Source organism: Mesorhizobium monacense (assembly GCF_056781675.1).
Genome location: NZ_CM165567.1, coordinates 2003214 through 2029542 on the forward strand (window position 1 = coordinate 2003214; position 26329 = coordinate 2029542).

The window sequence follows — 26329 nt, forward strand, 5'->3', positions numbered from 1 at the left end:
CTTGACATAGTATCATGGGACATTCGGCCGGGTCCAACACGCTCTAACCCGGCTGCCAGGAAAACAATATGACGATTAATATCGGCGAGACTGTTTTTTCGAGCGCTGTTGGTATTTGCCGCATCGCTGCCGCGATGGCCTTGCTGGGGGGCACCCTGCTTGCGGCCGGCGGTTGCGCCAGCAGCAACACCGGCAACACGGCGCCGGTCGCCCTCGTCGACGGCCCGAAAGACACCGGTTCCTATCCGAACCTCAACATCCCGCCGCAGGTGGCCGCCAAGCAACTGACGCCGGAGGAGACCAAGGCCAAGCTTGCCCAATTGAAGGGCGACCAGCAGGCGCAGCTCGGCAAGAGCGGCGGCACCGGTGCGAGCAATCCGGCGGCGCTGAACTCGCTGGCGAAGACCCATGGCGACGATACGCTGAAGCAGATCGAGACCAAATGCGATCCCGCCCTCGACCCTACCTGCAATTAGGGCTATATCGCGCGCCGAAAACACCTCTTTGAATGTCTGGAACTGACATGGAAGAATTTCACAAGGTCCGCCGGCTTCCGCCCTATGTCTTCGAGCAGGTCAACCGGCTGAAGGCCAGCGCCCGCTCGCGCGGCGCCGACATCATCGACCTTGGCATGGGCAATCCGGACCTGCCGACGCCGAAGGCGATCGTCGACAAATTGTGCGAAGTGGTGCGCGATCCGCGCACGCATCGCTATTCGTCGTCGCGCGGCATTCCGGGCCTGCGCCGCGCCCAGGCCGCCTACTATCAGCGCCGCTTCGGCGTGAAGCTCGACCCCGACACCCAGGTTGTGGCGACGCTGGGTTCGAAGGAAGGCTTCGCCAACATGGCGCAGGCGATCACCGCGCCCGGCGACGTGATCCTGTGCCCCAACCCAACCTATCCGATCCACGCCTTCGGCTTCATCATGTCCGGAGGCGTCATCCGCTCGCTGCAGGTCGAACCGGATGACGGCTTCATCCCGGCGGTCGAGCGCGGCATCCGTCATTCGATCCCGAAGCCGCTGGCGCTGATCCTCAACTACCCGTCGAACCCGACGGCGCTGGTCGCCTCGCTCGATTTCTACAAGGACGTGGTCGCCTTCGCCAAGAAGAACGACATCATCATCCTGTCGGACCTTGCCTATTCGGAGATCTATTTCGACGGCAACCCGCCGCCTTCGGTGCTGCAGGTTCCGGGCGCCATCGACGTCTGCGTCGAGTTCACCTCGATGTCGAAGACGTTTTCCATGCCCGGCTGGCGCATGGGCTTCGCGGTCGGCAACGAGCGGCTGATCTCGGCGCTGACGCGGGTCAAGTCCTATCTCGACTACGGCGCCTTCACGCCGATCCAGGTGGCGGCGGCGTATGCGCTCAATGGCGACGGCGCCGATATCGCCGAAGTGCGTGAGGTCTACCACAAGCGCCGCGACGTCATGGTCGACGCCTTCACCCGTGCCGGCTGGACCATCCCGGCGCCGGCTGCCTCGATGTTCGCCTGGGCGCCGATCCCGGAACCATTCCGCCATCTTGGCTCGCTCGAATTCTCGAAGCTGCTCATCGAGCACGCCGACGTGGCGGTGGCGCCGGGCGTCGGCTTCGGCGAGCATGGCGACGATCATGTGCGCATCGCACTCGTCGAGAACGAGCACCGGATCCGGCAGGCTGCCCGCAACATCAAGCGCTTCCTGGCGTCCAGCGCCAAGCAGCCCAACAATGTGGTGCCGCTCTCCGCGCACCGCTGAGTTTGCCTGACATCATCGAAACGAATTTTGAGGGGCGTCGCCGGACATGGCTGAAGCGTTGCGTGTTGGAATTGCCGGTCTCGGCACTGTCGGCGCCTCGGTGGCGCGCGTGCTCAGCGACAAGGCGTCGGAACTGACCCGCCAGTGCGGGCGCGACATCGTCGTCACTGCCGTCTCCGCCCGCGATCCGAAGCGCGACCGCGGTGTCGACCTTGGCTCGGCCGAGTGGTTCGACGACGCCGTGAAGATGGCGGAGAAGGCTGATATCGACGTCTTCGTCGAGCTGATCGGCGGCGACGAGGGGCCTGCGCTCGCGTCCGTGAAGGCGGCACTGGGAGCCGGCCGTCATGTCGTGACCGCCAACAAGGCGCTGCTGGCCAAGCACGGCGTGCAGCTTGCCGAGATCGCCGAGAAGAAGGGCGTTCTGCTCAACTACGAGGCGGCGGTGGCTGGCGGCATCCCGGTCATCAAGACGATGCGCGAGGCGATGGCCGGAAATTCCGTCACCCGCGTCTTCGGCATCCTCAACGGCACCTGCAACTACATCCTGACCCGCATGGAGGCCGAGGGCATCTCCTTCGACGCCTGCCTGAAGGACGCGCAGCGGCTGGGCTATGCCGAGGCCGATCCGACCTTCGACATCGAAGGCCATGATACGGCGCACAAGCTGTCGATCCTGACCAGCCTTGCCTTCGGCACCAAGATCGCCGCCAACGACATCTACATGGAAGGCATCTCCAACATCAGCCAGGCCGACATCCGCGCGGCCGGCGATCTCGGCTACCGCATCAAGCTGTTGGGCGTCGCCCAGCGCACCGACAGCGGCATCGAGCAGCGCGTGCACCCGACCATGGTGCCGACGGCCTCCGTCATCGCGCAGGTGCATGGCGTCACCAATGCGGTGGCGATCGAGACCGACATTTTGGGCGAATTGCTGCTTTCCGGCCCCGGCGCCGGCGGCAACGCCACGGCGTCAGCCGTCATCGGCGATATCGCCGACATCGCCAAGAGCCGGCCGGGCTTCCAGCATGGCCCGGTCTTTGGCCGTCCGGCCAAGGAATTGAAACCCTACAAGAAAGCGCAGATGCGCAGCCATGCCGGCGGCTATTTCATCCGGCTGACCGTGCATGACCGCATCGGCGTCTTTGCCGCGATCGCCAAGCGCATGGCCGACAACGATATCTCGCTGGAATCGATCGTCCAGCACGCGTCCGGGCCGGAAACAGACGCGCAGAAGACGGTGATCCTGGTCACCCACGAAACGACCGAAGCGGCGGTGCGCAAGGCTGTCGACGGCATCACCAAGGACGGCCATCTGACCGACAAGCCGCAGGTCATCCGCATCGAGCGCGCCGGATAAATTCAATCATATTCTGTCTTTAATCGATTGATATTGCTGCGATTTCGAAAAAAGTGACGTGGCAAGTCTTGCCGTTGTCATGGAGCTTTGACACAAGAAGCGGGCCTCTGGCGGGAGGCCAGCTTGGCAACGAGGATTTTCCATCGATGAATGTCGCCCAGAACATTGTCGCCGGTCTCGACCGGATACTCACCATGGAGCTGGTGCGTGTCACCGAACGGGCCGCGGTGGCCGCCGCCAGGCTGCGCGGGCGCGGCGACGAGAAGGCGGCCGACCAGGTCGCGGTCGACGCCATGCGCCATGAGCTCAACCGGCTCGCCATCAAGGGCACGGTGGTGATCGGCGAGGGCGAACGCGACGAGGCGCCGATGCTCTATATCGGCGAAGAGGTCGGCACCGGCAAAGGCCCGGCGGTCGATATCGCGCTCGATCCGCTCGAAGGCACGACGATCTGCGCCAAGAACCTGCCCAACGCGCTTGCCGTCATCGCGATTGCGGAAAAGGGCAGCCTTTTGTTTGCGCCCGACGTCTATATGGACAAGATCGCAATCGGCCCGGGTTATGCCGAAGGCGTCATCGCCATCGACGCCTCGCCGGCCGAAAACATCGCCAGCCTCGCCAAGGCCAAGGGCGTTTCGGTGTCCGAGATCACCGCCTGCATCCTCGACCGGCCGCGCCACGGCAGACTGATCGAGGCGGTGCGGGCGACGGGCGCGGCGATCCGGCTGATCGGCGACGGCGATGTCGCCGGCGTCATCCACACCACCGACCCGGAAGAGACCGGCATCGACATCTATCTCGGCACCGGCGGCGCGCCGGAAGGCGTGCTGGCCGCAGCCGCGTTGCGCTGCACCGGCGGCCAGATGCAGGGCCGGCTGATCCTCGACACGCCGGAGAAGGTGGCGCGCGCGGCCAAGATGGGTATCTCCGACCCGAAACGGATTTACCGGGCGCAGGACATGGCGCGCGGCGACGTGCTGTTTGCGGCAACCGGCGTCACCGACGGCAACATGCTCGATGGCGTCAAGTTCGGCCCCACCTACATCACCACGCATACGATCGTGCTGCGCTCGTCGTCGCGCACCGTGCGCGAGATCAAGGCACGCCACCAGGATCTGGAAAAGTTTTGATTCCTTCCTGCTTGGCCGTCGCCTATTGATGTCGTGACAGATGGCAATAGGCGGGCGGCGCGTCGCATGACGGGCGAGAAGAGGCTTTTCCTCGATATCAGGCAGTCGGCCACCGGTGTCTCCTGGGAGCACCGGCTGACCGAGCGGCAGGACATGACCGCACTTGCCATAGCGCAAGGCTACGGCGTGCCGGATATCGTCGCACGGGTGCTTGCCGGGCGGGGCGTGACCGCCGAGCAGACCGAGCGCTTCCTCGATCCGACGATCCGCGATCTCTTGCCGGATCCGGCATCGCTGACCGACATGGAGAAGGCCGCAGCCCGCATCGCCGGGGCCATCATCGCCAAGGAAAAGGTGGCGATCTTCGGCGACTACGATGTCGACGGCGCCGCGTCGTCGGCGCTGCTCAAGCGCTTTCTTGGGCATTTCTCGGTGCCGTCCGAAATCTACATACCGGACCGAATCTTCGAAGGTTACGGCCCCAACCCGGAGGCCATGCGCGACCTCATCTCGCGCGGCGCGACCCTGATCGTCACCGTCGACTGCGGCACCAACAGCGCCGTCTCCATCGACGCGGCGAGAGAGGCCGGCGCCGATGTCGTGGTGCTCGACCACCATCAGGTCGGCGGTCCGCTGCCGGCGGCGGATGCGGTGGTCAATCCCAATCGCGACGACGATCTTTCCGGGCAGGGCCATCTTTGCGCCGCCGGCGTCGTTTTTCTCACCCTGGTGCAGACGGCCAGGATCCTGCGCGGCCGGCTGCCGGATGCCACGCCACCGGATCTGCTTTCGCTGCTCGACCTGGTGGCGCTGGCCACCGTTTGCGACGTGGTGCCGCTGACCGGCGTCAACCGCGCCTTCGTGGTCAAAGGGTTGCAGGTGGCGCGCCAGCAGAAGAACGAGGGGCTGGCCGCCCTTGCGCGGGTGTCGCGCATCGGCGAGCCGATCAGCACCTTTCATCTCGCCTATCTGATCGGACCGCGCATCAATGCCGGCGGGCGCATCGGCGATGCCGCCCTCGGCAGCCGCCTGCTTGCCACCGACGATCCGGTCGAGGCCAACACGATTGCCGAGACGCTCGACCGGCTCAACCAGGAACGACAGCAGATGGAGCTGGAGATGCTGGCGCAGGCACGCGCCGAGGCCGATGCCGAGCTTGCCGGCGGCAACGGCCCGGCCGTCGTCGTCACCGCCAGCACCACTTGGCATCCGGGCATCGTCGGCCTGCTCGCCTCGCGGCTCAAGGACCACGCGCGCCGGCCGGCCTTCGCCATTGCCTTCAACGCCAATGGCGTCGGCACCGGCTCGGGACGCTCGGTGTCCGGCTTCGACCTCGGGCGGCTGGTGCGCGAGGCCGCCGATGCCGGGCTGATCGTCAAGGGCGGCGGCCACGGCATGGCGGCCGGCATCACGGTCGAGCGGGCAAAGCTCGGGGCGCTGAGAGCCTTCTTCGAGGAGCGTGCGGCGGCCGAAGTGTTTCGCCTGCAGGACGAGGAGAGCCTGGCCATCGACGGTGCGCTCGCCGCCGAGGGCGCCACACTTGCCCTGCTCGACGCGCTGGAAAAGGCCGGGCCGTTCGGCGCCGGCCATGTCGCGCCGGTCTTCGCACTGCCGCGCCACAAGCTGGCGGATGCGCGGCCGGTCGGGACCAACCACATCCGCGCCGAGCTGCAGTCGCAAAGCGGCGGCCGCATCCAGGCGATCGCCTTTCGCGCCGTCGATACCGCGCTCGGCGAATTCCTGTTCAAGAACCGCGGCAAGACGGTGCATGTCGCCGGTTCGCTGTCGGGCAATTACTGGAACGGGAACCGCACGGTGCAGTTCCGCATCACCGACGCCGCGATTGCCTGAGATCTGTGTGATCGTGAGCGAGAGCAATTCCAGGAAAAGTGCGTAGCGATTTTCCGTCCGGAATTGCGTAAAAACAACTACTTAGAGCGGGGCGGCGATTTCTATCAAAAGCTGAACCACTCTAGGCGAGAACCGTCTGCAGGCGGGTCAGTTCGGCGACCTGCGCCATCGTCGCCTGATAGCCAAGGCGGATCGCTTCGTCGGCGCGATGGAATTCGGTCAGGCCGACATGGCTGAGCTTGGGCTGCAGCGAGATGTCGGGCGGGTCACCCGCCAGCCTGGCGCGCGAAATGCGATCCTGGATGATGTTGAAGGCTTCGACCATGACCCCGGTGATGCCGAGGCGTGTGTGGTGCGCCTGGTGTTCAGACTGGCCGGCCCGCGGCGCGTCATTCTCCACGACCAGTTCGCCGGCGCTGTGCTTGATCACGGCGGCGCGGCCGAACAGGTCGTAGTGCAGGTTGACTGCGACAACCAGCGGCTGCTCGTAGGCGCGGCAGACCGAGACCGGCACCGGATTGACCAGCGCGCCGTCGACCAGCACGCGGCCGTTGCAGGTGACCGGCTCGAACACGCCGGGAAGTGCGTAGGAGGCGCGCATGGCGGTGATCAGCGAGCCGCTCGACAGCCAGATCTCATGGCCGGTGCGGATTTCGGAGGTGACACAGACGAAAGGCTTCGACAGGTCCTCGAAGCGGATGCCGGCCATGTGCTCGCGCAGCCTCGCGTCCAGCTTCATGCCGCCGAACAGACCGCTGCCGCGCAGATTGAGATCGAGAAGGCCGAAGATGCGCCGCTTGGTCAGGCTCCTGGCGAATTCCTCGAGATCATCCAGTTTGCCGGCAAGGTAGCAGCCGCCGACCAGTGCGCCGATCGAGGTGCCCGCGATCATCGACACTTCGATGCCGGCCTCGTCGAGCGCGCGCAGCACGCCGATATGGGCCCAGCCGCGCGCGCAGCCACCGCCGAGCGCCAATGAAATGCCTGTCTTCTTGCCAGGCTTCGTATCGGATGCGCCGCCGGACGAGGAGGGGCCGTTGGCCTCTCGAACGTCAGGTCTGCTACGCAATGACGCCCATTCGAGCATCATGATCTCCCCTTGTCCTACATCCCTTCTACAGTAAGGATGTTTGAGAATAGTGAATATTAGTGCTTTGTGAGTATCAAATGGTTCACACCGGCTTCCGATACGTTTGTTTCGTATCGAACAGCGGTTTGCTACCGTCGTCGGCAAGCGTCGCCTTGCCGTCGTTCAGCCCCACCGTCCGATAAAAACATGAACGTCGGCCGGTGTGACAAGTTGCGTCGTGGCCCAACACTTTGACGCGCAACCATATGGCATCCTGATCACAATCCGTGAGCATCTCGACGACGGTCTGGAGATTGCCCGAGGTCTCGCCCTTCTTCCACAGCGCGTTACGCGAGCGCGACCAGTAATGGGCGATGCCGGTCTCCAGCGTCAGCGCCAGCGCTTCGGCATTCATATGCGCGACCATCAGCAGCATGCCGTCGGCGGCATCGGTGACGACGACCGTGACAAGGCCATTGGCATCGAAGCGCGGTGAAAGGACACTACCTTCCTCCAGCGCTTTCTTGTCTGACGGAGCTTTGGGAAATTCCAGTGCCGACATCGCCGGATCTTCTTGTTTGACCATGATCTTGTCCAAAAACCGGTTTCCACTTTTTGGGATCATGGCCTAGCGGCCGGCGAGGGCCGATCAGACCCCGCCGCCGCGCACCATGGTGACAAAGCGGACCTGTTCTTCGGGCGTGTCCTTGAAGACGCCGGTGAAGGTCGAGGTCAGCGTGGTGGAGCCCTGTTTGCGGATGCCGCGCATGGCCATGCACATGTGCTCGGCTTCGATCATGACGGCGACGCCGCGCGGATTGAGCACGTCCTGGATGACGCTGGCGATCTGCGCAGTCATCGCTTCCTGCGTCTGCAGGCGATGGGCGAAGATGTCGACGACGCGCGCGATCTTGGACAAGCCGACGACCTTGCCGTCCGGCAGGTAGCCGACATGCGCCTTGCCGATGATCGGCACCATGTGATGCTCGCAATGCGAATGGAAACTTATGTCCCTGACGATGACGAGGTCGTCATAGCCGGCAACTTCCTCGAAGGTGCGGCCAAGCTCGTCGGCCGGGCACATGTCATAGCCGTTGAACATTTCGAGGAACGCCTTGGTGACGCGCTTCGGCGTGTCGATCAGGCCTTCACGCTCCGGATTGTCGCCGGTCCAGCGCAGCAGGGTGCGCACCGCAGCCTCGACCTCGGCTTCGCTCGGCCGGTCGGTGACCGGCTTTTCCATGTAAGTGGACTGAGGCATGAGTTTCTTGATGACGGCATCCATAAAGGCGTCTCCCGTAGTCCCTCTCTCAGGAGGGACGAGTTGAACGGACCACGACCTTTCGGGTGTAAGAAACTCGCGGTTTCCAGCCCTCAAGCGGCGTGAATTGATTTGAGCAAAGACGTGGCCTTTGGCTGCCTTGTCGATGCTCGACTGTGAGCATTATATATGGTCGTGCCGAGCGAATGAAAGACGCATCAGCGGCAATCGCTGTTCGCTCGGCGGCGACAGATTGGAAAAAAATGATCGACGACGTCTACAATGCGAAAATTCTGGGTTTTGCCGGAAATATCGCGCGGATCGGCCGGCTCGACCATCCGGATGCGACAGCACGGGCGCATTCCAAACTGTGCGGCTCGACCGTGACCGTCGATCTCAAGATGGATGACGGCGTCGTCACCGATTTCGCGCATGACGTGAAGGCCTGCGCGCTCGGCCAGGCGTCGTCTTCGATCATGGCCGAGCATGTCATCGGTGCCAGCGCGGACGAGTTGCGCGCGGTGCGCGAGACGATGCTGAAGATGCTGAAGGAAAACGGCGCGCCGCCGGAAGGCCGCTTCGCTGACCTCAGATATCTGGAGCCGGTGCGCGACTACAAGGCGCGTCACGCCTCGACGATGCTGACCTTCGACGCGGTGGTCGATGCGATCGGCCAAATCGAAAAGAAGCGCGCCGAAGAAGCAGCTTAAATTTCTTCTAGAGAACGCCGGCTATCGGCAAATTCGGCACGGATCCAGTCGGCGAAGGCCGCGGTCGGTCCGGGCAGGTTGCGCAAGCTCCTTGCCACCAGCCAGTAGGCGCCGGATGCGACGTCGATGTCGAAGGGCTTGATCAGCGCGCCGGATGCCAGTTCGTCCCTGACCAGCATGAGATCGCCCAACGCCACGCCATGGCCGAGCAGCGCCGCCTGCTTCGAAAGCGAGGTATCCGCAAACATAGGGCCGCGTGCGGGCGCGGCGTCGGCGGGCACGCCGGCCGCTTCGAACCAGCGCGCCCAGCCCTGGCGATTTTCCTCATGCAGCAGCGTGTAGCGGCCAAGGTCGATCGGCTTTTCCAGCGGCGGACCCGAGGCAAGCAGCGCCGGCGACAGGACCGGCGAGTCGACGGTTGAGCCAAGCCGCTCGGCCTCGCTGCGCGGCCATGAGGTGTTGTGTGCGCTGAAACGCAGAGCGAGCTCGGCCTGATCGCTGCGGAATTCGATGGGCCGTGGATCGACTTCGACGGAAACGTCGATATCGGGTCGCATTGCACGAAATCGATTGAGTCGTGGCACCAGCCATACGGCTGCAAGGGACGGTTCCACGCTGACGCGAACCACGGACTGGGCCGGCGTGACCACCATTTCCGAGAGCATGTTGTCGATATCGCCAAAACTTCTGACGAGCTGATCAAGCAGCCGCCGGCCGGCGTCGGTCAACTCGACGTGGCGATGATGGCGGAAAAACAGGGGCTGGTGCAGGAAGGTCTCGAGTTCGCGGATCTGGCGGCTGATCGCGGCTTGCGAAACATAAAGCTCCTCGGCCGCCCGGCTGAAACTCAGGTGCCTTCCGGCCGCCTCGAAACTCCTCAGTGCCGTCAGGGGCAGGCGTCCGCGCTTCATTCGGGAGCCTTCAGCCCGTCGGCGACCTTTGATGCAGTTTGACGGCCGGCATGCGTCTAGCTCCTTTCTCCGAGTTTACATCAAGCACACAAACCGCGCGAAATAACCCTACGGCCCGCTCAACACAGCAAGCATGAAGCCGCCATGGCCAAAGCCAGATCGCATAATGATTTCACATAATTGCATCGTCATCATGCAGCCCGGCAAACCTCGATATGCATAATCTCAAGTTATCCGAGGTGGAAATTATACTCGTTTGAAGACGAAGACCAGCGGCAGTCTAATCGATGCCAAAGGAGATACGGCCATGATCCAGTTCCTGGAGATTTTTGGTGACGTCATGCGGATCGCGACGTTTCAATGGTATGGCGAGAAGCGGCCACAAGCCGGACGCCGCGAACAAGGGCCGGCAAGTCCGACGCGCTGGGTATCCCCGGCAGATCGGCGTACGTTTCATCGTTGAGAGGCAGGACAGCCAGCATCGACAACCGGCATCACCAGAGGCCAGCCTCGACAAGGGCCAGCATCAACAGGGGATTGCGTTCTCTGCTCGAAGTCCACATTTATCCCGGGGCGAAACGCGATACGGAGAATGCGGTGCGCGACCATCATCGGCATGCGCATGCCGCAACGCCGGCCCGGCGCGGGCGCAATTGGCCGGGACCCTGGCGCAGGACGCCCGGCCGTATCCTCGGTACGTCGCTTGTGCGTCTCTACCAGCTGACGCTGTCCGGCTTTGTCGGCAATTCCTGCCGGCATCTGCCGACCTGTTCGGAATACGCGCATGAGGCGATCGCCCGCCACGGCCTGTGGGCCGGCGGCTGGATGGGGCTTTTCCGGGTGCTGCGCTGCGGGCCGTTCGGCACGCATGGCATCGACCGCGTGCCGGAGGCGCTGGCCGGGCGGTATGTCTGGTTCATGCCGTGGCGGTACTGGCGGATCGGCAAGATGCGTGGCGACCCTAAGGTCTGACTGATCCACGGGCCTATGAGCCGGCCGGTCTTTACGATCTGGTAGGGTTAACGCCAGCCTGCACAAAGACTGCGAATTTGAGACAAAATCGAGACAAGACGCCTCGCTAAGTCACTCCTGCCCACCGTCAGGAGAGAGACTGCCCATGCGCCAGATAGACCGCCTTCCATTCGTTTTTGCCATCGTTCTTTTTCTTCTGGCCTGGCTGTTTGGGTTCCCGATGCGGGCGCAGTCGGCGCCGCTCGACAATGTCGAATGCACGCTGATCCAGGATGAGGTGAGCGGTGAGACGCTTTATCGGGACGGCGTTTGCGACCAGCGTTTCAGTCCAGCCTCGACCTTCAAGGTGCCGCTCGCGCTCATCGGCTATGACGCCGGTATCCTCAGTGACGAGCATACGCCGAGCTGGGACTACAAGCCCGAGTTCAATGCGGTGAAGCGGGACCGGAAGACCGTCGATCCGACGATCTGGGAGCGCGATTCCGTTCTCTGGTATTCTCGCGAAATCATAAGCAGGTTCGGCAGCGAACGATTTGCCGGCTATGTATCGAAATTCGGCTATGGCAACATGGATGTCTCCGGCAATGCCGGCAAGAATGACGGCCTCACCCATTCTTGGGTGAATTCCTCGCTCGAGATATCGCCGGCCGAGCAGACGGCTTTTCTGCGCCGGTTGCTTGCCGGCAAAATGCCGGTGTCGGCCAGGGCTCATGAGATGACCAGGGCGATCATTCCGACCTTCCAGGCAGATGGCTGGATCGTGCAGGGCAAGACCGGCAGCACGAGGCTCGGCAATGGCGGCACCGACAAACGCTCACTTGGCTGGTTCGTCGGCTGGGCCGGGAAGGATGGCCGCCGGATCGTCTTTGCGCGGCTCGTCGTCGATACGAAGCGGACCGACATGCCGAAAGGCCTGGCGACGCGGGCGGCGTTCCTGAAGGATTTGCCCGATCTGATCAAATAGAACGGCCGCGCGACTTTACGGCGTCGGAATCTGCCCCTAAAAGGCTGCCGCCGCCGGACGCATCCGGCATTTCACCACCCGCGCTCGTTTGCGGGACTGGATAGGAGATATCTATGCTGAATTCCGTTTCCCTGACATTTCCCGATGGCTCCATCCGCGACTACGAAGCGGCGATGACCGGCGCCGGCCTGGCTGAATCGATCTCGAAGTCGCTGGCCAAGAAGGCTGTCGCCTACGCGATCGATGGCGTCGTGCGCGATCTGTCCGACCCGCTCGGCAAGTCCGGCAAGGTCGAGATCATCACGCGCGAGGACTCGCGCGCGCTGGAACTCATCCGCCACGACGCAGCACACGTGCTGGCCGAGGCCGTGCAGGAACTTTGGCCGGGAACGCAGGTGACCATCGGGCCGGTGATCGACAACGGGTTCTACTACGACTTCGCCCGCAACGAGCCGTTCACGCCCGACGATTTCCCGGTGATCGAGAAGAAGATGCGCGAGATCATCCTGCGCAACAAGCCGTTCACCAAGGAAGTCTGGCCGCGCGAGAAGGCGAAGAAGGTGTTTGCCGACAAGGGCGAGCGCTACAAGCTGGAGCTGATCGACGCCATTCCCGAGGACCAGGATCTCAAGATCTACGCGCAGGGCGACTGGTTCGATCTTTGTCGCGGCCCGCACATGGCCTCGACCGGGCAGATCGGCAACGCCTTCAAGTTGATGAAGGTGGCCGGCGCCTATTGGCGCGGCGACAGCAACAACCCGATGCTGACGCGCATCTACGGCACGGCCTGGGCCGACCAGGCGCAGCTCGACGCCTACCAGACGATGCTGGAGGAAGCCGAAAAGCGCGACCACCGAAAACTCGGCCGCGAGATGGACCTGTTCCATTTCCAGGAAGAGGGGCCGGGCGTCGTCTTCTGGCACGCCAAGGGCTGGAAGATGTTCCAGAACCTGGTCAACTACATGCGCCGCCGGCTGGACGAGCAGGGCTATCAGGAGGTGAACGCGCCGCAGGTGCTGGACAAGAGCCTGTGGGAGACATCGGGCCACTGGGGCTGGTATCGCGACGCGATGTTCAAGGTGACGGTCGCCGGCGACGACACCGACGACGACCGGGTGTTTGCGCTTAAGCCGATGAACTGTCCCGGCCATGTGCAGATATTCAAGCATGGGTTGAAATCTTATCGCGATATGCCCGTAAAGATTGCGGAATTCGGCAATGTGCATCGCTACGAGCCATCGGGTGCGCTGCATGGGCTGATGCGCGTCCGTGGCTTCACGCAGGACGATGCGCATATCTTCTGCACCGAGGAGCAGCTGGCCTCGGAATGCCTGCGCATCAACGATCTGATCCTGTCGACCTATGCCGATTTCGGCTTCGACGAGATCAGCGTGAAGCTGTCGACGCGGCCGGACAAGCGCGTCGGCACCGACGAGGCCTGGGATCATGCCGAGGAGATCATGAGCGGCGTGCTGGAGACGATCCGGACGCGCTCGGGCAACCGCATCAAGACCTCGATCAATCCGGGCGAGGGCGCCTTCTACGGTCCGAAATTCGAGTATGTGCTGAAGGACGCCATCGGCCGCGAATGGCAGTGCGGCACCACGCAAGTCGACTTCAACCTGCCGGAACGCTTCGGCGCCTTCTATATCGGCTCGGATTCCGAGAAGAAGCAGCCTGTGATGGTGCACCGCGCCATCTGCGGTTCGATGGAGCGTTTCCTCGGCATCCTGATCGAGAACTATTCCGGCCATTTCCCGCTGTGGTTCGCGCCGCTGCAGGTGGTGGTGGCGACGATCACCTCAGATGCCGACGATTACGCGATGAAGGTCGTAGGCCAGTTGAAGGCGGCCGGGCTGCTTGCCGAAGCCGACCTGCGCAACGAGAAGATCAACTACAAGGTCCGCGAGCATTCGCTGGCCAAGGTTCCGGTCATCCTCGTCTGCGGCAAGCGCGAGGCGGAGGAAGAGACGGTCAACATCCGCCGTCTTGGCTCTCGCGACCAGGAATCGCTCGGTCTGGCCGAGGCGATCAAACTGCTTTCCGACGAGGCGATAACGCCGGATCGCCGGCGCAAGCGCGCTGCCTGATCCGCATAGTCCCGACGAAATGGCGGTGGAGCGATCCACCGCCATTTTCACATGCCTGTCACGCCAAGCCTGTAACGAGCCGCCATGCTCAAGCTGAAACTGCGGGAAAGACCGTTTCCCGAGCTTTCCTACGCCAGTCCGCACCAGCCGGCGCTGACGCGCTGGTTTATCCATTCGATCGAAGGCCTGTCGGGGCGCGACCGCTTTGCGGCGCTCTATGATTTCTGGCGCCGGCAGGTGGCGCCGAGCGGCGAGCGCGTGTTCAGCCGCATGCTTGAACTGATCGACGTCAGGGTGCGGAGCACCGATCAATGGCCGCCGGCAAAATTGCCCGATACGCCGCTGGTCATCGTCGCCAACCATCCGTTCGGCATCGGCGACGGCATCGCCGTTCTGTCGCTGGCCGAGCAGCTCGGGCGGCCGTTCCGCGTCATGATCCACAAGGACCTACTCAAGATCCGCGAGATGGAACCCTATTCGCTGCCGATCGATTTTTCCGAGACCAAGGATGCGCTCAGGAACAACATGGCGGTGCGCCACGAGGCAGTGCGGCTGCTGAAGGAGGGCGTCACCATCGTCGTCTTCCCGGCCGGCGGCGTCGCCACCGCGCCGAAAGGCTTTGGCCGCGCGCGTGACCTGCCATGGAAGATGTTTCCGGCCCGTCTCGTCCAGGATGCCAGGGCATCGGTCATACCGATGCACTTCTCCGGCCAGAACGGGCGGCTGTTCCATCTGGTCAGCGGTCCGATGAACATGGCCGAGCGCGACGGACGGGTAGCAAAATTCGTCGGCAAGGCGTCACTGACGCTGCGCATTTCTCTGCTCATTCACGAATTCGCGCGGCTGTCCGGCAAGTCGATCGACGTGCGTGTCGGCGACGTTTTGAACTGGAGCGAACTGGAACCGCTGCGCGACCGCAAGGCCTTGCTCGAGCGCCTCTATCGCGGCGTCTTCGACCTGGCGCCGGCCGCGCCGCGCGGCCGCGTCCAATTCCTGCCGCGGCGCATGCGCAAGGCAGCCTGATTGGAGGTTCGCCTAATCGGCGCCTTCCTCGGGATCGATCGCCGAGGCTTCGGTGGCCAGAACCTCGATCTCCTGGTTCTGTCCGGCGACGACCGTGAAATCCTTCTGGTAGATGCGGTCGCGGTTCTTGGCGATGATGGTGTAGTCGCCTTCGGCCAGCACCATCGAGGCGAAGGCACCGACGGTTTCCTGGATCGGATCGCCGGATTCGTTGAGCAGCGACCAGGACGTGTCGGCGATCGCCTCGCCGCCGGCCTCGCGCACCAGCTTCATGGTCATCTCGGCCGCCCGGTGCTCGACGGTGGCTTCGGTAAGCTTGCCGGCCTCGACGCGGATGTCGGAGCGGATCACGGCATTGACCGAGCCATAGTTCGAGACGACGTGGTAGGTACCGGCATTCAGCCGCACGACGCTGTTCGGTTCGACATCGGGGATGATCAGCGCGTGCTCGCCATTGGCTTCGGTGCGCCCTTCATAGATCGAGAAACGCAGTTTCTTCGGCGGTATGTGCGCGCCGCCCGACAGGACGGCGTCGAGCTTGAGGCCGCCGGCATCGAGCACCAGGCTTTCGCGCCTGGCCTCCTTGCCGACGGTGATGCGCTTGGTGGCGCCGGCGCGTCCGTAGGAAGCGTGCACCAGATAGCTGCCGGGCTCGAGCTGGAACACGGCGGTGCCGCCATGGGCGGAGGCCACCATCGGCAGCTTGCCGTCGCTCGCGGCTTCAGGCTTGAAGACCCGCCAGACGATACCGCGCGTGATGTCGGTGCCCTTGTCCGTCAGCTGCGCCGAGAGCGTGATTGCGCCGCCGCTTCCCAACGCCAGCGACGTCTCGTTCTTGGGTGACGAATAGCTTGAGATTCCGGGAAGTTTGAGGTCGCTGATGCCATCCTTGGTCTGCGCGGAAGCAAGCGAAACCGGCGCCATGAACAGCACGGCGGCGAGCCAGACCAGGAAAAGACGCAGTGTCCCCTCAAACATGCCTTGCGTTGAAGCCCAAGGCGGTGGCAATTTCAAGGCTTAAGAGTCTGATCCGCTCTGCCGGAGGCTCTTCCTTCCGGCGCGCCGCGCCAATGCCCGAGCCGCCCGAATTCCCGATGGCGCGCTTCAGCTCACAGTTCAGGAGACTTGCGCCCATGGCGTCGCCGATCATCGACTTTCTGCTGACCCGAAATTCGGCGCCGATTCCCGAGCTGAGGGAGCCTGCGCCCGGAGACGCCGAGATCGCGACGATGATCGCCGCCGCCGCGCGTGTGCCAGACCATGGCCGGCTCGAGCCCTGGCGCTTCATCCTCTATCGCGGCGAGGCGCGCGTCGAGATCGGCAAGAAACTAGCAGCGCTTGCCGAACAGCGCGAAGGGCCGCTGCCGGAAGGCCGCCGCAACCAGGAGCTGGCACGCTTTTCGCGCGCGCCACTGGTGATCGGCGTGGTGTCGATCCCCCGGGAGAACCCCAAGATCCCGCAATGGGAAATGTTCCTGTCCGGCGGCATGGCGGCACTGAACCTGATGATCGCGGCCAATGCGCTGGGCTATGGCACCAACATGATCAGCAACTGGTATTCCGACGTGCCGGAGGGCAGGGCGATCCTGGGACTTGCGCCGCAGGAGCGCGTCGTCGGCTTCGTCCATATCGGCTCCTACCAGGGGCCGGCGCCGGAGCGGCCGCGACCCGATCCGGCAAAGCTCTATGCCGAGTATCAGGGGCCCTGGGCGGGTTAGGGAGAAAATGTTCTACGAACCGGCGAAAGGGCACGGGCTGCCGCACGATCCGTCCAAGGCGATCGTGGCGCCACGCCCGATCGGGTGGATTTCGACCTTGAACAGGGAAGGCAAGATCAACCTCGCGCCCTATTCCTTCTTCAACGCCTTTTCGACCCGGCCCTTCATCGTCTGGTTCTCGTCCGAGGGCGAAAAGGATAGCGCAAGCTTCGCCGAAGAGACGGGCGAGTTCGTCGCCAATCTGGTCAGCCGCGAGCTGGCGGAGAAGATGAACCGCACGGCGGTCGATGCGCCGCGCGGCGTCAGCGAATTCGACTATGCCGATCTCGCCATCGCGCCGTCGCGCCTCGTCGCGCCGCCGCGCGTGGCGGCGGCACCGGCGGCGCTCGAATGCCGGGTGACGGAAATCCTGCGGCCGAAGGCATTGGACGGTACCCAGACCAGTGCTGTCGTGGTCGCAGGTGAAGTCGTCGGCGTGCATATCGACGATGCTTTCCTGAATGACGGCAGGTTCGACATCGTCAGGGCGGGCAATGTCGGCCGGCTCGGCTATATGGACTATGCCAGCATCAGCGATATATTTTCGATGCGGCGGCCGCGCTGGGGAAAGGAGTAGAGCGGTTCAGCTTTTGATTGAATCGCCGACCCGCTCTAAGTATTTGTTTTTACGCGATCCCGGGCGCAAAACCGTTACACACTTTTCCTGGAATTGCTCTAGCGGATCGGGTCAGGAGGCATCTTGTGATCTCAAAGTTGATCCTGCAGACATTCGTGTGGTTCGGCGTCATGGGCGCCTTGCTCTTCCTGTCGGCCGGCACGCTGACCTGGCCGGGAGCCTGGGTGTATCTGGTGGTGATGGTTGGGCTCAGCCTTACCTTGGGCGTGTCGCTGGCCCGGCGCGATCCGGGCCTGATGAATGAGCGGCTGAGCCCGCCCATCCAGAAGAATCAAGCCGCGGCCGACAAGATCCTGCTGAGCGTGCTGCTGCTCGCCATGTTTGCCTGGCAGGCCCTCATGGGGCTGGACTACCGTTTCGGCTGGTCGGCGGTTCCCGTGTGGGCACAGGGCATCGGCTCGGCGATCCTGCTGCTCGGGATCTGGATCTGCTACCGCACGATGCTGGAGAACAGCTTCGCGGCGCCCGTCGTGAAGATCCAGGAAGAACGCGGACAGCACGTCATCACCACCGGCCCGTACAGCTACGTCCGCCATCCGATGTATGCCGGTGCCATTCTCTTCTTTGCCGGCACGGCGCTTCTGCTTGGTTCCTGGTGGGGGTTGGCGTCGGTGCTCGTGTTCGTCATTCTCCTGGCCGTCCGCATATTCATCGAGGAGAAGACGCTTCGGACCGGCCTTCAGGGCTATGACGACTACGCTGCAAACGTTCGTTACCGATTGATCCCGCTGGTCTGGTAGCGGGTCGAACGTTCAGGCGGAAATCCCAGCTGCCTTGGCGCGTGCCAGGAGCCGCTCGGCCAGCCGCAGATGCGGCCGGTCGACCATCTTGCCGTCAATGCCGACAACACCGGGATTTCCGGCCGCCGCGAATGCCTCGACGATGGCCTGGGAGTGTTTCACGGCCTCGACCGATGGCGTGAAGGCGGAGTTGATCACCGGCACCTGTGCCGGATGGATCGCCATCTTGCCGGTGAAGCCGTCACGCTCGGCCTCGATGCATTCGGCTTCGAAGGCGGCCATATCGCGAAAACCGGGGAAAACCGTGTCGATCGCGGCGACCTCGGCAGCGCCGGCGGCGAGGATGGTCATGGTACGGGCAAAGCGAAAGACATCGGTGTAGCGGCCGTTTTCGTCGCGCGCTGTGCGGGCTCCTATGGCCGCCGACAAATCTTCCGCGCCCCAGGTGAGGCCGACAAGCCGCGCGCTTGCCCCGGCATAGGTCGCAGCCGCCAGCACGCCCGCGGCCGTCTCGGTGATGATCGGCAGGATTTTGATCCCGCCATCCGGCAGGCCGTTTTCGGCCTCGTGCACCCTGAGTTTCGCCGAAAGCTGCTGGACATCCTGGCCGCTGTTCGACTTCGGCAGCATGATGCCGTCGGGTTTCGCCGGGATCAGGGCCGTGAGATCATCGTCGGTCAGGCCGGTCGATAGATCGTTGACCCGTACATAGATGGCAGACCTCGTCTGCTGCCTCTGGCTGGCGATGAAGCTGGCCGCAACCGCGCGCGCCGACGCCTTGTTCGCGGCCGCGACGGAATCCTCGAGGTCGACGATGATCACGTCGGCGCCGGCCCCAAATCCCTTTTCCAGTTTCTTTTCGGAATCGCCTGGAATGAAGAGCAGCGAGCGCATGCGTCAGGCCGCCTTTTTCATCATCATCGCCTGCCTCGTGCATTTGGCGACGAGAATGTCATCCTGGTTATAGGCGCGATGCTCGAACTCGACGATGCCGCGATCGGGCTTGGATTTGGACTCGCGTACCGAAACCACCGTGGTCTCGACGCGAATGGTGTCGCCATGGAAGACGGGATGCGGGAACACCGTTTCCTTCATGCCGAGATTGGCGACGGTGGTGCCGACGGTGATGTCGTTGACCGAGATTCCGATCATCAGCCCCAGCGTGAACAGCGAATTGACCAGCGGTCTGCCCCATTCGCTCTTGGCGGCAAAATCGAAATCGATATGCAGCGGCTGCGGGTTCAGCGTCATCACCGAAAACAGCATGTTGTCGCTTTCGGTGACGGTCTTGCGCAGCGTGTGCCGGAAGACACGGCCGACGACGAACTCTTCCAGATAAAGCCCGGCCATGGTCGATCTCCTCGCTTCCCGTTGCTTGATAGGCGTTGGCCGCGGCTCCATCAAGCCGGTTAAGGAACATGGTGAACGCTTCGTAAACCATTTCCGGCCTACGGTTCCATCGGGGCCAGGCGCGTTCTGGCAAGGGGCGTAAGCAGGCGGCATGGTTGTTTCGCATTTTCTGAAATGGATTGACACGGCGCGGGTCTCCGAGCGCGCTGCCGCGGCCAGCGCGCTGGCTCGCGCCTACATCAATTCCGACCTGCCCTTCGAGGACCGCTGCGCCGCCGAGGCCGCGCTGACGCTGCTGCTCGACGACGCATCGTCGAAGGTGCGGCTGGCGATTACCGAAGCGCTGTCGATGAGTCACCACGCGCCGCTGCAGATCATCAGTGCGCTCGCTTCCGACCAGCCGGAAGTGGCCGCCATGGTTCTGGCGCGTTCGCCGCTGCTTACCGACGCGGATCTGATCGACCGGGTCGCCGGTGGCCAGAAGGCGACGCAAAAGCTGATTGCCGACCGGCCTGTTGTCTCGATGTCGCTCGCGGCGGCCATCGCCGAGATCGGCGAGCCGGAGGCTTGCGCCGTGCTTCTCGCCAACAGCGGCGCCGACATCGCATCGCTCAGCTTCCGCCGCATGGCGGAGCGGCACGGCCACCTCGCCCTGGTGCGCGAAGCGCTGATATCGGATGCGCGCCTGCCCGCCGACTGCCGGCACATGCTGCTGGTCAAGCTCGGCGAAACGCTCAAGACATCGCCGCTGGTGCTGGCGCTGATGGGCGCCGCGCGGGCCGATCGCGTCATGCGCGATGCCTGCGTCAAGGCCTCTGTGACCTTGATCGAAGGCACGCGCGCCGAGGAGCACGCGGCGCTGATCGAACATCTCCGCTTGCGCGGCGATCTCACCGCAAGCTTCATCATCCGCACCATCGCGCATGGCAAGGTCGACTTCTTCGGCTCGGCGTTGGTGGCGCTCGCCCAGCAGTCCGAGCAACGGGTGAGGGCGCTGCTCGCCGGCGGGCACGACGTGGCGCTGCAAGCGCTGTTCCGCAACGCCGGCCTCGCCGCCGCCACCCATGGCATCATCCTTCGCGCGCTGAAAGTCTGGCGCGAGGTTGCCAACGGCAAGCGCGTCGCCGGCGTGCAGGAAGTCAGCTGGCTGATGCTGAAGGAACTCGGCGGCCAATCCGCCGAAGGCGATCTCGCCGGGCTGGTGAAGTCGATCCATCTCGAAGCGCTGCGTGAAAATGCGCGCGGCCACGCGCTGGCGATAGCAGCCGCCTAGGGTGTGCTGATATTCAGGTGATGCCGGCCTGCAACGATGACTTCCTGCGCTTCCGGTGCTCACGTACTTTAAGTACGCTCCGCTCCGGTTCTCGGAGGCCATCGTTTTCGACTCGGCCTGACCTGAATCTCAACACACCCTGTGCCGCGCCTAGGCCTTTGCGAAAAAATCCGGAAAATCCTCAATCGCCGCGGCGATGATGCGCAGCGAGGCTGCTACCTGAAGCATCTCGGCCGCGTCGCTGCGCTCGGCGATGCCGGCCGCATATTGCCTGGCGACCGCGACAGTCGCCGTTTGCGGCTCACCCGGTCTGCGAAACAGCAGCTCGCGTGCCAGCCCGCGCAGGAAGTTGGTGATCGAGAGCACAGTCTCCGGCGGGATCGCTGCACTTTGCTGGGCGCTACGCAGCCGCAGGATCTCAAGTCCTACGGTGACGGCGGCGATGCTGCCACCCAGGACGGCATCGCCTTGCTTGCCTGCGCGCTGCAGCTGCGGCATCAGCTGGTTGACCCGGTCGTAGGCAAGGCTTTCGAAGGCCGACCGCCGCGGTACGCGCTCGTGCAGGCAAAGGCGCGCCAGATCCTCCCGCATCGCCTGCAGGATACGGTTGACGGTGACCCAGGGGTCGGCGGGCAGCACGACGATGAAGACGCCGATTGCCAGCAGGATGCCAACCAGAATCGACGCCGATCCTGCGAAGAACGGTCCGGGGTCGTAGGTCATGGCCTGATGCGGGCTGAGGAAGGCGAAGAAGTTGATGGCGAAGGCGGTCGCCACGCCGACATGGCGCGGATTGGCCATGCCGAGTGCTGCCGGCACCATGATCGGCACGACGAAGACGACGAACCAGCCGAAGCCGGGCAGAGCGGGAAGGGCGATCTGACCGACGAGAAATGCGAAGGGTAGCGCGAGCAGCGTGCCCTTGAAGAAACCCCAGGCGGAGTCGACGGGATCCGGGCGGGCGGCGAACAGGCTGGAGACGACAGCGACGAGAATGACCGTGCCCGCCGCTTCCGACCATTTCGTCGTCAGCCAGAACGCCGCCACGAACAGCGTGGCAAGGGCGGCGCGCACCGCGTTGCGCCAGGCCGCGTGATAGTCTCGGTGCACGACCAGTGCCGGCTGGCGCCGGTCGCGCGAGGGGCGGGAAATGGGCGAGCGGAGCGCGTCCAGGCCGCGCAGCACCTGCTTCAGCGCCTCGGCGAAGTCGGCGGCGATGGTGAGGCGGGTGATGGCGCCCACTTTGTCGCCGTCTTGCCCGGCCGGCATTTCCGGTATCTGCCGCGCTTTGCCGGCGATTGCGTCGAGCCGCGCGACCCACGGTCCGGTGTCATCCAGCGCGCCCGGCTGTGCCGCCAGCTCGCCGACAAGAGCCTGCAGTTCGCTGCGCACCGGGATCAGCGCCACATTCTTCGGCGCGGCATGGGAGTGCAGCGCGCGTGCCGCAGACAGCGCCCACAGAAGCTGTCCGATCGTGCGCCTGACCGGGTGGGCGCGGGTGGCAAAACTTGGCGCTTCGAGCCTTGCATAGGTGCGCATCTCGGCGAGCGTCTGGGCGTCGGTGATCAGCTTGCGCTGGAGGCCGGCAAGCGCTGCCGTATCGCCGCCGGAAAAGGCGCCGCCGGCATAGGTGGCGAGATCGAGAATGCTGCGCTTCAGCCTGGAGATGATGGCGTCGGCCGCCAGTTTCGGCAGGATCAGCCGGCTGGTCACGCCAGCGCAGACAATGCCGAGCACGATTTCGGCGCAGCGCGCGACGGCGAGATCGACGACGAGGTGCGGCTGCCCGAAGGCAGGCAGGCCGATGATCATCGCAGTGTAGCCGGCAAGGGCTGCGCCATAGGCCTCCGGATTGCGCAGCAGCGACGAGACCAGCGTGCAGAGGCCAATCCACACCGCGAGCGCAGTGACCAGCAGCCAGGGATTGGTGCCGAACAGAGAGGTAACGCCGATCGCCGCCAGGCCGCCGGCCAGCGTGCCGAGCAGCCGGTAAAAACCTTTCGCCAGCACCATGCCGGCGACTGGCTGGGCGACGATGAAAACGGTCATCATCGCCCATTGCGGGTGGTCGAGCTTGAGCGCGTAGGCGGCGAGAAGCGCAATCAGCCCGGCCGAAACGGTGCGCAGCGCGAAAATCCAGTCCGAGCGCGTCGGCCGTGTCAGGCCGACGAATTTCGTGCCGATAAAATCGATTAGCTGCGCCCAGGTCACATGTCCGTCTCCGCGCTTGAGAGCAAGCTAGAACGACAGACGCTCAGATATCCAGTACGTCCGTTTCGGCGAATTCGGCGCGTTCCTGGATGAAGCGGAAGCGGGCTTCGGGCTTGGTGCCCATCAGCGCGTCGACCGCGTCCTTGGTCGCGGCCTCGGCGTCGATGACATCGACCCTGAGCAGCGTGCGCTTCCTCGGGTCCATGGTGGTCTCCTTGAGCTGCGCCGCCATCATCTCGCCCAGCCCCTTGAAGCGGCCGATCTCGACTTTGGCGCGCCCGGTGAATTCGGTGCGCAGCAGTTCGTCCTTGTGCGCGTCATCGCGCGCATAGGCGACCTTGCCGCCCTGGCGGATGGAATAGAGCGGCGGCACCGCCAGATAGAGATGGCCGCCGCGGACCAGGTTCGGCATTTCCTGATAGAAGAAGGTGATCAGCAGCGAGGCGATGTGGGCGCCGTCGACGTCGGCGTCGGTCATGATGATGACGCGGTCGTAGCGCAAATCCTCGTCGCGGTATTTCGACCGCGTACCGCAGCCCAGTGCCTGGACCAGGTCGGAGATCTGCTGGTTGGCGGCAAGCTTGTCGTTGCCGGCGCTGGCGACGTTGAGGATCTTGCCGCGCAGCGGCAGCACCGCCTGGCTGGCGCGGTCGCGTGCCTGCTTGGCCGAACCGCCAGCCGAGTCGCCCTCGACGATGAACAGTTCGGCGCCGGCGGCGGCATTCTGCGTGCAGTCGGCGAGCTTGCCCGGCAGCCGCAGCTTGCGCACCGCGCTCTTGCGCGACACTTCCTTTTCCTGGCGCCGGCGCACCCGCTCGTCGGCGCGCGCGATCACCCATTCGAGCAGTTTTGAGGCTTCCTGCGGATTGTCGGCCAGCCAATGGTCGAACGGGTCGCGGATGGCGGTCTCGACGATGCGCACCGCCTCGATTGTCGCCAGCCTGTCCTTGGTCTGGCCGACGAATTCGGGCTCGCGGATGAACACCGACAGCATGCCCGCCGCCGAGATCATCACGTCTTCCGAGGTGACGATCGAAGCGCGCTTGTTGCCGATGAGATCGGCATAGGCGCGAAGCCCGCGCGTCAGCACGTTGCGGAAGCCGGCCTCGTGCGTGCCGCCTTCGCCGGTCGGGATGGTATTGCAGTAGGAGTTGATGAAGCCGTCGCCGCCGAACCAGGTCACCGCCCATTCGAGCGAGCCATGGCCGCCTTGCTTGTCGCTCTTGCCGGCAAAGATTTCGCGCGTGACCTGGAATTCGTCGCCGAGCGATGCCTTGAGGTAGTCCTTCAAGCCGCCGGGGAAATGGAACTCGGCCTTGGCCGGCGTCTGATCCTTTTCCTTGATCAGCGAGGGATCGCAGCTCCAACGGATCTCGACGCCACCGAACAGATAGGCCTTCGAGCGCGTCATGCGATAAAGTCGCGCCGGTTCGAACGCCGCGCCCTTGCCGAAGATCTGCTCGTCGGGATGGAAACGGATTTTCGTGCCGCGCCGGTTGTGCACCTCGCCGAGCTGTTCCAGGCCGGTCACCGGAATGCCGCGCGAGAATTTCTGCCGATAGAGCTGCCGTCCGCGCGCGACCTCGACCTCGAGATGATCGGACAGCGCATTGACGACGGAGACGCCGACGCCATGCAGGCCGCCGGAGGTTTCATAGACCTTCGAGTCGAACTTGCCGCCCGAATGCAGCGTCGTCATGATCACTTCGAGCGCCGGCTTCTTGAATTTGGGGTGCGGGTCGACCGGAATGCCGCGGCCATTGTCGGTCACCGAGAGATAGCCGTCGGCGGAGAGCTCAACATCGATGAAGGTCGCGTGGCCGGCAACCGCCTCGTCCATCGAGTTGTCGATGACCTCGGCAAACAGATGGTGCATCGCCTTGTCGTTGGTGCCGCCAATATACATGCCCGGCCGGCGGCGCACCGGCTCCAACCCCTCCAGCACCTCGATGTCGGCGGCGCTGTAGCTCTCGCTGCCGTCACGCGAGGCGGCCGGACGCTTCGCCGCCTGGACCAGCGGATCGGCGGGGCGCGTCGGTGCGCGAGCCGGTTGCGGCTGCTTGTCCAGATCGCGAAAAAGGTCGTTGTTGTCGTCCATACTGGCCATAAAGTCCGGTGCTGCGAATCACCCCGCGATACTGCCACGCTTTTGGCGGGCGAACGAGGTTCCTGTTCCGTTCAGGGATCAAAGTGTCTCTTATTCCAAAACCATTCGATAACCAAGCAGGCGGAAATAGGTCGATGTGCGCATCACGGCGTTCCTGATTCTTTAACAATGACGCCTAGCGTAAGCGTCAACGAACAAAAGACCACGGGCGTCAGGGGTTTAGCGTGAGGGGCAAGGCCATAACCATGATCGGCATCGCCGCCGTTTTCGGCGCGATCTCGATCTTTGCCGCGGATTTCTGGGTCAAAAGCCAGGCAAAGGCCGATTCCGAGGAAAAAACGGCGTCAATCGTGGCGCCGGCGGCACCCAAGGTCGAGTTCAAGACCATCGTGGTGGCGAACGCGCCGCTGCGCTACGGCATGCAGATCGACCGCGCTCAGCTCAGCGAAATCCCGTGGCCGCAGGATTCCCTGCCGCAAGGCGCCTTCACCACCATCGGATCGTTGCTTGACGAAGGCAGCCGCGTGGTGCTGTCGCCGATCGAGATCAACGAGCCGGTGCTGCTCACCAAGCTGTCCGGGCCGAACGGCCGCGCGACGCTGTCCAACATGCTGTCGCCCGGCATGCGGGCGGTGACCATCCGCACCGACGAAATCGCCGGTGTCGGCGGTTTCGTGACACCGGGCGACCGGGTCGACGTCGTTTTGACGCGCGATGCCGGCGAAATCCAGGAAGTGGCCAAGAACGCGCAGGGTGCCGCCGGTTCGACCATCACCTCCGAGATCGTGGTGTCCGACGCCAAGGTGCTCAGCGTCGGCCAGGGCGCCGACGAGCGGCAGACCGCCCCGCAGGTCGCCAATTCCGTGACGCTCGAGGTGACGACCGACGGGGCGCAGAAAGTGGCGCTGGCCCGCACTGTCGGCACCTTGTCGCTGTCGCTTCGCTCGGCCAACGAAGACGGCGCAGGCAAGGATGGCCTGACCACCTTATCGTCCTTCGGCGGGTCGGTCGCATCCAACGTCCAGGCTGTAGCCGGATCGCTGTTCGATGCGGCCACCAAGGAGCCGGAGAAGCCGAAATTCAAGACGATCATCGTAACGCGCGGCACGCAGGCCGAGGAATACAAGGTTCCTTCTCCTTCGAAGGAACCGAATCAATAACCGGTGGGGACC

26 protein-coding genes are annotated in these 26329 nt (G+C 63.9%); 16 read left to right on the top strand and 10 right to left on the bottom strand.

What is annotated here, in order from left to right:
* Window positions 1–68 precede the first annotated feature (68 nt).
* From AC1RUK_RS09440 to recJ, 5 genes are all read left to right on the top strand, one after another.
* Window positions 69–476 (top strand): hypothetical protein, encoded by a 408-nt coding sequence (locus AC1RUK_RS09440; protein WP_436172014.1) that lies wholly within the window; start codon window positions 69–71, stop codon window positions 474–476.
* A gap of 47 nt (window positions 477–523) precedes the next feature.
* Window positions 524–1741: an LL-diaminopimelate aminotransferase gene (locus AC1RUK_RS09445; RefSeq protein WP_436172013.1), complete on the top strand. Its 1218-nt coding sequence runs from the start codon at window positions 524–526 to the stop codon at window positions 1739–1741.
* Between the two features lie 46 nt (window positions 1742–1787).
* On the top strand, window positions 1788–3101 hold the full coding sequence (locus AC1RUK_RS09450) for a homoserine dehydrogenase (protein WP_481835824.1): 1314 nt from the start codon (window positions 1788–1790) through the stop codon (window positions 3099–3101).
* A 146-nt stretch (window positions 3102–3247) separates the two neighbouring features.
* Complete coding sequence (gene glpX, locus AC1RUK_RS09455) at window positions 3248–4231, top strand: class II fructose-bisphosphatase (protein ID WP_481835823.1); 984 nt, start codon at window positions 3248–3250, stop codon at window positions 4229–4231.
* 66 nt (window positions 4232–4297) lie between these two features.
* Window positions 4298–6082 (top strand): single-stranded-DNA-specific exonuclease RecJ, encoded by a 1785-nt coding sequence (gene recJ / locus AC1RUK_RS09460; RefSeq protein WP_481835822.1) that lies wholly within the window; start codon window positions 4298–4300, stop codon window positions 6080–6082.
* 121 nt (window positions 6083–6203) lie between these two features.
* Here recJ and AC1RUK_RS09465 read toward each other — a convergent pair whose 3' ends face one another.
* The 3 genes from AC1RUK_RS09465 to folE form a co-directional block, all read right to left on the bottom strand.
* On the bottom strand, window positions 6204–7169 hold the full coding sequence (locus AC1RUK_RS09465; RefSeq protein WP_481839537.1) for a patatin family protein: 966 nt from the start codon (window positions 7167–7169) through the stop codon (window positions 6204–6206).
* An 85-nt stretch (window positions 7170–7254) separates the two neighbouring features.
* Complete coding sequence (hisI, locus tag AC1RUK_RS09470; protein WP_436173906.1) at window positions 7255–7713, bottom strand: phosphoribosyl-AMP cyclohydrolase; 459 nt, start codon at window positions 7711–7713, stop codon at window positions 7255–7257.
* A gap of 87 nt (window positions 7714–7800) precedes the next feature.
* Entirely contained in the window at window positions 7801–8436 is a 636-nt protein-coding gene (gene folE, locus AC1RUK_RS09475) for a GTP cyclohydrolase I FolE (protein WP_436172009.1), read from the bottom strand.
* 239 nt (window positions 8437–8675) lie between these two features.
* On the opposite strand from folE, the gene AC1RUK_RS09480 reads away from it, so the two are divergent.
* A complete protein-coding gene (locus tag AC1RUK_RS09480) occupies window positions 8676–9122 on the top strand; it encodes an iron-sulfur cluster assembly scaffold protein (RefSeq protein WP_006201636.1) in 447 nt (148 codons plus the stop codon).
* Here AC1RUK_RS09480 and AC1RUK_RS09485 read toward each other — a convergent pair.
* Window positions 9119–10033: a LysR substrate-binding domain-containing protein gene (locus AC1RUK_RS09485; RefSeq protein WP_481840226.1), complete on the bottom strand. Its 915-nt coding sequence runs from the start codon at window positions 10031–10033 to the stop codon at window positions 9119–9121. The two genes, AC1RUK_RS09480 and AC1RUK_RS09485, sit on opposite strands and share 4 nt — an antisense overlap.
* 307 nt (window positions 10034–10340) lie before the next feature.
* Here AC1RUK_RS09485 and AC1RUK_RS09490 point away from each other — a divergent pair, with 307 nt between their 5' ends.
* The 5 genes from AC1RUK_RS09490 (at window position 10341) to AC1RUK_RS09510 (ending at window position 15082) form a co-directional block, all read left to right on the top strand.
* On the top strand, window positions 10341–10496 hold the full coding sequence (locus tag AC1RUK_RS09490; RefSeq protein ID WP_481835821.1) for a hypothetical protein: 156 nt from the start codon (window positions 10341–10343) through the stop codon (window positions 10494–10496).
* Between the two features lie 134 nt (window positions 10497–10630).
* Window positions 10631–11005 (top strand): membrane protein insertion efficiency factor YidD, encoded by a 375-nt coding sequence (yidD, locus tag AC1RUK_RS09495; protein ID WP_436172006.1) that lies wholly within the window; start codon window positions 10631–10633, stop codon window positions 11003–11005.
* Between the two features lie 145 nt (window positions 11006–11150).
* Complete coding sequence (blaOXA, locus tag AC1RUK_RS09500) at window positions 11151–11969, top strand: class D beta-lactamase (RefSeq protein WP_481835820.1); 819 nt, start codon at window positions 11151–11153, stop codon at window positions 11967–11969.
* 113 nt (window positions 11970–12082) lie between these two features.
* The gene (gene thrS / locus AC1RUK_RS09505; RefSeq protein WP_481835819.1) at window positions 12083–14059 is read left to right on the top strand and encodes a threonine--tRNA ligase; all 1977 of its coding nucleotides are present in this window, start codon (window positions 12083–12085) and stop codon (window positions 14057–14059) included.
* An 84-nt stretch (window positions 14060–14143) separates the two neighbouring features.
* The gene (locus AC1RUK_RS09510) at window positions 14144–15082 is read left to right on the top strand and encodes a lysophospholipid acyltransferase family protein (protein WP_481835818.1); all 939 of its coding nucleotides are present in this window, start codon (window positions 14144–14146) and stop codon (window positions 15080–15082) included.
* A gap of 12 nt (window positions 15083–15094) precedes the next feature.
* Here the strand turns inward: AC1RUK_RS09510 and AC1RUK_RS09515 are convergent, their stop codons facing one another.
* Both AC1RUK_RS09515 and AC1RUK_RS09520 read right to left on the bottom strand, forming a co-directional pair.
* Window positions 15095–16060 (bottom strand): RgsD C-terminal domain-containing protein, encoded by a 966-nt coding sequence (locus AC1RUK_RS09515; protein ID WP_481835817.1) that lies wholly within the window; start codon window positions 16058–16060, stop codon window positions 15095–15097.
* Window positions 16053–16232: a hypothetical protein gene (locus AC1RUK_RS09520; RefSeq protein WP_139032197.1), complete on the bottom strand. Its 180-nt coding sequence runs from the start codon at window positions 16230–16232 to the stop codon at window positions 16053–16055. Before AC1RUK_RS09520 ends, AC1RUK_RS09515 begins: the two co-directional genes overlap by 8 nt.
* Between AC1RUK_RS09520 and AC1RUK_RS09525 the strand changes: the two genes are divergently transcribed.
* The 3 genes from AC1RUK_RS09525 to AC1RUK_RS09535 all read left to right on the top strand — a co-directional run bounded on the left by AC1RUK_RS09525 (window position 16216) and on the right by AC1RUK_RS09535 (window position 18216).
* A complete protein-coding gene (locus AC1RUK_RS09525) occupies window positions 16216–16800 on the top strand; it encodes a nitroreductase family protein (protein WP_436172001.1) in 585 nt (194 codons plus the stop codon). The genes AC1RUK_RS09520 and AC1RUK_RS09525 overlap by 17 nt on opposite strands.
* Window positions 16801–16807: 7 nt before the next feature.
* Window positions 16808–17416: a flavin reductase family protein gene (locus AC1RUK_RS09530; protein ID WP_481835816.1), complete on the top strand. Its 609-nt coding sequence runs from the start codon at window positions 16808–16810 to the stop codon at window positions 17414–17416.
* A gap of 125 nt (window positions 17417–17541) precedes the next feature.
* On the top strand, window positions 17542–18216 hold the full coding sequence (locus AC1RUK_RS09535; protein WP_481835815.1) for a methyltransferase family protein: 675 nt from the start codon (window positions 17542–17544) through the stop codon (window positions 18214–18216).
* A 12-nt stretch (window positions 18217–18228) separates the two neighbouring features.
* Here AC1RUK_RS09535 and AC1RUK_RS09540 read toward each other — a convergent pair whose 3' ends face one another.
* Window positions 18229–19110: an HpcH/HpaI aldolase/citrate lyase family protein gene (locus tag AC1RUK_RS09540; protein ID WP_481835814.1), complete on the bottom strand. Its 882-nt coding sequence runs from the start codon at window positions 19108–19110 to the stop codon at window positions 18229–18231.
* Between the two features lie 3 nt (window positions 19111–19113).
* Window positions 19114–19566, bottom strand: coding sequence for a MaoC family dehydratase (locus tag AC1RUK_RS09545; RefSeq protein ID WP_436171997.1), 453 nt, complete (start codon window positions 19564–19566; stop codon window positions 19114–19116).
* A 151-nt stretch (window positions 19567–19717) separates the two neighbouring features.
* On the opposite strand from AC1RUK_RS09545, the gene AC1RUK_RS09550 reads away from it, so the two are divergent.
* Window positions 19718–20839, top strand: coding sequence for a DUF2336 domain-containing protein (locus AC1RUK_RS09550; protein WP_481835813.1), 1122 nt, complete (start codon window positions 19718–19720; stop codon window positions 20837–20839).
* A 150-nt stretch (window positions 20840–20989) separates the two neighbouring features.
* Here AC1RUK_RS09550 and AC1RUK_RS09555 read toward each other — a convergent pair whose 3' ends face one another.
* Together AC1RUK_RS09555 and parE are read right to left on the bottom strand one after the other, a co-directional pair.
* Window positions 20990–23050: an FUSC family protein gene (locus AC1RUK_RS09555; protein ID WP_481835812.1), complete on the bottom strand. Its 2061-nt coding sequence runs from the start codon at window positions 23048–23050 to the stop codon at window positions 20990–20992.
* A gap of 43 nt (window positions 23051–23093) precedes the next feature.
* Window positions 23094–25148: a DNA topoisomerase IV subunit B gene (parE, locus tag AC1RUK_RS09560; RefSeq protein ID WP_481835811.1), complete on the bottom strand. Its 2055-nt coding sequence runs from the start codon at window positions 25146–25148 to the stop codon at window positions 23094–23096.
* A 233-nt stretch (window positions 25149–25381) separates the two neighbouring features.
* On the opposite strand from parE, the gene cpaB reads away from it, so the two are divergent.
* Entirely contained in the window at window positions 25382–26317 is a 936-nt protein-coding gene (gene cpaB / locus AC1RUK_RS09565) for a Flp pilus assembly protein CpaB (RefSeq protein WP_481835810.1), read from the top strand.
* Window positions 26318–26329 lie beyond the last annotated feature (12 nt).

What these genes read in the sequence shown, in the direction of transcription:
- AC1RUK_RS09490 (WP_481835821.1), top strand. Translation starts at nt 10,341, where the DNA reads ATGATCCAGTTCCTGGAGATTTTTGGTGACGTCATGCGGATCGCGACG.
- AC1RUK_RS09515 (WP_481835817.1), bottom strand. Translation starts at nt 16,060, where the DNA reads ATGTTTGAGGGGACACTGCGTCTTTTCCTGGTCTGGCTCGCCGCCGTG.
- recJ (WP_481835822.1), top strand. Translation starts at nt 4,298, where the DNA reads ATGACGGGCGAGAAGAGGCTTTTCCTCGATATCAGGCAGTCGGCCACC.
- thrS (WP_481835819.1), top strand. Translation starts at nt 12,083, where the DNA reads ATGCTGAATTCCGTTTCCCTGACATTTCCCGATGGCTCCATCCGCGAC.
- AC1RUK_RS09530 (WP_481835816.1), top strand. Translation starts at nt 16,808, where the DNA reads ATGTTCTACGAACCGGCGAAAGGGCACGGGCTGCCGCACGATCCGTCC.
- AC1RUK_RS09440 (WP_436172014.1), top strand. Translation starts at nt 69, where the DNA reads ATGACGATTAATATCGGCGAGACTGTTTTTTCGAGCGCTGTTGGTATT.
- hisI (WP_436173906.1), bottom strand. Translation starts at nt 7,713, where the DNA reads ATGTCGGCACTGGAATTTCCCAAAGCTCCGTCAGACAAGAAAGCGCTG.
- AC1RUK_RS09485 (WP_481840226.1), bottom strand. Translation starts at nt 10,033, where the DNA reads ATGAAGCGCGGACGCCTGCCCCTGACGGCACTGAGGAGTTTCGAGGCG.
- AC1RUK_RS09520 (WP_139032197.1), bottom strand. Translation starts at nt 16,232, where the DNA reads ATGATCGGCGACGCCATGGGCGCAAGTCTCCTGAACTGTGAGCTGAAG.
- AC1RUK_RS09540 (WP_481835814.1), bottom strand. Translation starts at nt 19,110, where the DNA reads ATGCGCTCGCTGCTCTTCATTCCAGGCGATTCCGAAAAGAAACTGGAA.
- parE (WP_481835811.1), bottom strand. Translation starts at nt 25,148, where the DNA reads ATGGACGACAACAACGACCTTTTTCGCGATCTGGACAAGCAGCCGCAA.
- AC1RUK_RS09550 (WP_481835813.1), top strand. Translation starts at nt 19,718, where the DNA reads ATGGTTGTTTCGCATTTTCTGAAATGGATTGACACGGCGCGGGTCTCC.
- AC1RUK_RS09510 (WP_481835818.1), top strand. Translation starts at nt 14,144, where the DNA reads ATGCTCAAGCTGAAACTGCGGGAAAGACCGTTTCCCGAGCTTTCCTAC.
- blaOXA (WP_481835820.1), top strand. Translation starts at nt 11,151, where the DNA reads ATGCGCCAGATAGACCGCCTTCCATTCGTTTTTGCCATCGTTCTTTTT.
- AC1RUK_RS09525 (WP_436172001.1), top strand. Translation starts at nt 16,216, where the DNA reads ATGGCGTCGCCGATCATCGACTTTCTGCTGACCCGAAATTCGGCGCCG.
- folE (WP_436172009.1), bottom strand. Translation starts at nt 8,436, where the DNA reads ATGGATGCCGTCATCAAGAAACTCATGCCTCAGTCCACTTACATGGAA.
- AC1RUK_RS09480 (WP_006201636.1), top strand. Translation starts at nt 8,676, where the DNA reads ATGATCGACGACGTCTACAATGCGAAAATTCTGGGTTTTGCCGGAAAT.
- AC1RUK_RS09450 (WP_481835824.1), top strand. Translation starts at nt 1,788, where the DNA reads ATGGCTGAAGCGTTGCGTGTTGGAATTGCCGGTCTCGGCACTGTCGGC.
- AC1RUK_RS09545 (WP_436171997.1), bottom strand. Translation starts at nt 19,566, where the DNA reads ATGGCCGGGCTTTATCTGGAAGAGTTCGTCGTCGGCCGTGTCTTCCGG.
- AC1RUK_RS09445 (WP_436172013.1), top strand. Translation starts at nt 524, where the DNA reads ATGGAAGAATTTCACAAGGTCCGCCGGCTTCCGCCCTATGTCTTCGAG.
- glpX (WP_481835823.1), top strand. Translation starts at nt 3,248, where the DNA reads ATGAATGTCGCCCAGAACATTGTCGCCGGTCTCGACCGGATACTCACC.
- AC1RUK_RS09465 (WP_481839537.1), bottom strand. Translation starts at nt 7,169, where the DNA reads ATGCTCGAATGGGCGTCATTGCGTAGCAGACCTGACGTTCGAGAGGCC.